3 protein-coding genes and 1 pseudogene are annotated in these 4,255 nt (G+C 62.8%); 3 read left to right on the top strand and 1 reads right to left on the bottom strand.

The genetic code is table 11. From position 1 onward, the window contains the following. Both M1B34_RS33585 and M1B34_RS33580 read left to right on the top strand, forming a co-directional pair. Positions 1-483: methyl-accepting chemotaxis protein (locus tag M1B34_RS33585; RefSeq protein ID WP_268267423.1), on the top strand; the 483-nt coding region annotated here is incomplete at its 5' end. Between the two features lie 82 nt (positions 484-565). Continuing rightward, a complete protein-coding gene (locus M1B34_RS33580) occupies positions 566-1,918 on the top strand; it encodes a CoA transferase (protein WP_268267422.1) in 1,353 nt (450 codons plus the stop codon). 25 nt (positions 1,919-1,943) lie between these two features. On the opposite strand, the pseudogene arcD reads toward M1B34_RS33580, so the two are convergent. Then, positions 1,944-3,370 (bottom strand): annotated as a pseudogene (gene arcD, locus M1B34_RS33575) (arginine-ornithine antiporter). 450 nt (positions 3,371-3,820) lie between these two features. On the opposite strand from arcD, the gene M1B34_RS33570 reads away from it, so the two are divergent. Continuing rightward, positions 3,821-4,255, top strand: a 435-nt coding sequence (locus M1B34_RS33570; protein ID WP_268267421.1) for an amino acid permease, incomplete at its 3' end; no start/stop codon positions are given.

The following is a 4,255-nucleotide window of genomic DNA, read 5'->3' as shown; positions in this document are numbered from 1 at the left end:
GCCGAACAGACCAACCTGCTGGCGCTGAACGCCGCCATCGAAGCCGCCCGGGCCGGGGAAAGCGGCCGCGGATTTGCCGTGGTCGCCGATGAAGTGCGCAACCTGGCCAAGCGCACCCAGGATTCGGTGGAGGAAATTCGCCTGGTGATCGAGCGCATCCAGAGCGGCACCCGGGGCGTGGTGGCGACCATGCACTCGAGCCAGAGCCAGGCGCAGAACAACGCCGGACAAATCCAGCAAGCGGTCCAGGCCCTGGGCAAGATCAGTGACGCGGTGACCGTAATCAGTGACATGAACCTGCAGATCGCCAGCGCCGCCGAACAACAAAGCGCAGTGGCCGAGGAGGTCAACCGCAACGTTTCGGCGATTCGCAGCGTCACCGAAACCCTCACCGAACAGGCCACCGAGTCGGCGCAGATCAGCAGCCAGCTCAATGCCCTGGCCAACCACCAGATGAAGCTGATGGATCAGTTCCGGGTGTAAAAAAACCGCCCTGGTCAAACGCGGATTCTCGACAGCCAGGGCGTTTCGGGGTGCAATGCCTCTCCGTTTCGGAGGGCGTGCCATGACCGCTGTGCTGACATCCATGCAAACCGCGCTGGGCCTGCCCACCGTGCCCCTGCAACAGACCGGCGAGGGCGCGCTGCCCTCGGCGTTCGCGGTGACCGACCTGGCCTGCGCCAGCCTGGCCGCCGCCGGCCAGGCCCTGAGCGAACTGCTGCACAGCCAGACCGGGCGCCGGCCCGCCGTCAGCGTCGACCGGCGCCTGGCCTCCTTCTGGTTCTCCAGTTCCCTGCGCCCCATCGGCTGGAGCGTGCCGCCCCTGTGGGACCCGATTGCCGGCGACTACCCGACCCGCGATGGCTGGATCCGCCTGCACACCAATGCCCCCCATCACCGCGCTGCCGCCGAACGCGTATTGGGGCCCGCCAGCGAGCGCCCGAGCATGGCGGCCAAGGTGGCGCAATGGAACAAGGGCGAACTGGAACAGGCGGTGGTCGAGGCCGGTGGCTGCGCCGCCGAAATGCGCGCCTGGCAAGACTGGCAGGCCCACCCGCAAGGCCGTGCGGTGAACGCCGAAGCGTTGGTGCACTTCGCTCCCCACCCCCTTGAACGGCAACGCCACTGGAACGGTTCGACGGCCCGGCCGCTGGCCGGGATCAAGGTGCTGGACCTGACCCGCGTGCTTGCCGGCCCCACGGCCAGCCGCTTTCTGGCCGGGCTCGGTGCCGATGTGTTGCGCCTTGACCCGCCCCACTGGAACGAGCCCGGAGTGGTCCCCGAAATGACCCTGGGCAAGCGTTGCGCCCGCCTCGATTTGCATGTGGCGGCCGACCGAGCCACCTTCGAGCACCTGCTGGCCGCAGCCGACATTCTGATCCATGGCTACCGCGCCGATGCCCTGGAGCGCCTCGGCTACGGTGTCGACGAACGCCAACGCCTGGCTCCGGGCCTGATCGACATCAGCCTCAATGCCTATGGTTGGAGTGGCCCGTGGCAGCAGCGCCGGGGGTTCGACAGCCTGGTGCAGATGAGCTGTGGCATGGCCGACGCCGGCATGGCCTGGAAGCAGGCGCAGCAACCGGTTCCGCTGCCGGTGCAGGCCCTGGACCATGCCACCGGCTACCTGATGGCAGCGAGCGCGCTGCGGGCCCTGACCGAGCAGTTGCAGAGCGGAGTGGGCCGTTCGGCGCGCCTGTCCCTGGCGCGTACCGCAAAACTGCTGATGGATCACCCAAGCCTCCCTCAAGAGCCTGCACTCCGGGCCGAAGAGCCCGCGGATCAGGGGCTACTGCTGGAGACCACCCATTGGGGTCCGGCCCATCGCCTGCACGTGCCGCTGCACATCAGCGGCACCCCTTTGCAATGGGCCTGCCCGGCCGTGGATCTGGGCTCCCACCGGGCCCAGTGGTGGTAACGTCGACGGCCAAGACGGCCTCGACTTACAAGGCCAATACGCCGCTGTACAAACCGTAGGCCGCCAGCCCCGCGCCCACCACCACCGCGGCAAAAATCAAGCGCTCGACCGGGGTGAACAAGGCCTGGCCCTGTTCACGCTTAGCCTTGGCGAAGAGGATCACGCCGGGGGCATACAGCAGCGCCGAGAGCAGCAGGTACTTGAGCCCGCCGGCGTACAGCAACCAGACCGCGTAACTCAAGGCAATGGCCCCGATAAACAGGTCCTTGAACCGCTCCCGGGACGCACGCTCGTAGGTTTCACCGCGCCCGCTGAGCAACACCGCATAGGCCGCCGACCACAGGTAAGGCACCAGGATCATCGACGACGCCAGGTAGATCAGGCTGGTGTACGTGCCCGCCGAAAACAGGGTGATGAGCAAAAACACCTGGATCATGCTGTTGGTCAGCCAGAGAGCGTTGACCGGTACATGGTTGGCGTTTTCCTTGGTCAGGAACGCCGGCATGGTCTTGTCGCGGGCGGTGGAAAAGAGGATTTCCGCACACAACAATGCCCAGGACAGCAGCGCCCCCAGCAGGGAGATGGCCAGGCCGATGCTGATCAGCAAGGCTCCCCAAGGGCCGACGATGTGCTCCAGCACCGCCGCCAGAGACGGGTTCTGCAACTGGGCCAGTTGCGGCTGACTCATGATCCCCAGCGACAACACATTGACCAGCACCAGCAACGCCAGCACCCCGACAAAACCGATCACCGTGGCGCGGCCGACATCGGCGCGCTTCTCGCCCGGGCCGAGTAGACGCTGGCGCCCTCGATGCCGATAAAGACGAACACCGTGACCAGCATCATGTTGCGCACCTGGTCCATCACACTGCCGAAATTGGGGTTGCTGCGGCCCCAGATGTCGCGAGTGAAAATCTCCGCCTTGAACGCCACGGCCGCAATCACGATGAACATCAGCAGCGGGACAATCTTCGCCACGGTGGTCAGTTGATTGATGAACGCCGCCTCCTTGATCCCGCGCAACACCAGGAAATGCACGGCCCACAGCAACAACGAAGCCCCCGCAATGGCCACTGGGGTGTTGCCCTGGCCGAACACCGGGAAAAAGTAGCCCAAGGTGCTGAACAGCAGGACGAAGTAGCCGACGCTGCCCAGCCAGGCACTGATCCAGTAGCCCCAGGCCGACGAGAACCCCATGTAGTCGCCAAACCCGGCCTTGGCATAGGCGTAGACCCCGGAATCCAGCTCAGGCTTGCGGTTGGCCAGGGTCTGGAACACGAAAGCCAGGGTCAGCATGCCCACCGCAGTAATACCCCAACCGATCAGGACCGCGCCCGCATCGGCCCGGGCCGCCATGTTCTGCGGCAGAGAAAAGATCCCGCCACCAATCATCGAGCCCACCACCAAGGCGATCAGGGCACCGAGTCGAAGTTTCTGCGCCGGTTGTGACATCCCTTTCCCGCCTCCATTAGTCGATCTGGCAATAAAACTACACCCAACTAAGCAACTACGACACATCAGTCTTTAACTGATACAAGTCAATTAGCGCTCATTTTTATGACAGCGCATGAGTTGCAGGGGTAAAGACATTGAATAGCCGGGATTTTTCATTGACAGATGCACTAAGTGCCATCACTGCAGTTAACCAACTGGGTACTTTCAAGATACTTGCACATTCGAGAAAACGAACTAGCGTCAACCCTCGACGCTAATGAGAAGGCATTTTATTAGCGGTTCAAGAAGCCTCTAGGATGCGCTTCTTCAGCCTGCCATCCAAGACAGACAGGTTTCTTAAGTCGTTCATTATCAATGGAATGTCGCGATGAACTGATCTAAGTCAGTGGGTTGAATACTCACAGTTCTACTCTGACGCCTCTCCTCTCCTGCAAACGGAGTCATGCAATGTCTGACACTCCCGGAAAACTACGGCTGGGCGCATTAGTTGCCTTGGTAGTCGGTTCAATGATTGGTGGCGGGATCTTTTCCCTGCCACAAAACATGGCCGCCAGTGCTGATGTAGGCGCCGTTCTTATTGGTTGGGCTATTACGGCCGTGGGCATGTTGACCCTGGCCTTTGTGTTTCAGACCCTGGCCAATCGCAAGCCGGATCTGGATGGCGGGGTGTATGCCTACGCCAAGGCCGGGTTCGGCGACTACATGGGTTTCTCGTCCGCCTGGGGCTACTGGATCAGCGCCTGGCTGGGCAACGTCGGCTACTTCGTCTTGCTGTTCAGCACCCTGGGCTACTTTTTCCCGATCTTTGGCGAAGGCAATACCCCAGCGGCCGTGATCGGCGCCTCGGTGCTGCTGTGGGCCGTGCATTTCCTGGTGCTGAGG

Source organism: Pseudomonas morbosilactucae, assembly GCF_023241715.1.
In the GTDB taxonomy this organism is placed as follows: domain Bacteria; phylum Pseudomonadota; class Gammaproteobacteria; order Pseudomonadales; family Pseudomonadaceae; genus Aquipseudomonas; species Aquipseudomonas morbosilactucae.
Note: the sequence above shows the minus strand (reverse complement) of the source record. Positions and strands in the feature narration are given on the sequence as shown.

Coding starts and splice junctions, on each gene's coding strand:
- M1B34_RS33580 (WP_268267422.1), top strand. CDS start 566: ATGACCGCTGTGCTGACATCCATGCAAACCGCGCTGGGCCTGCCCACC.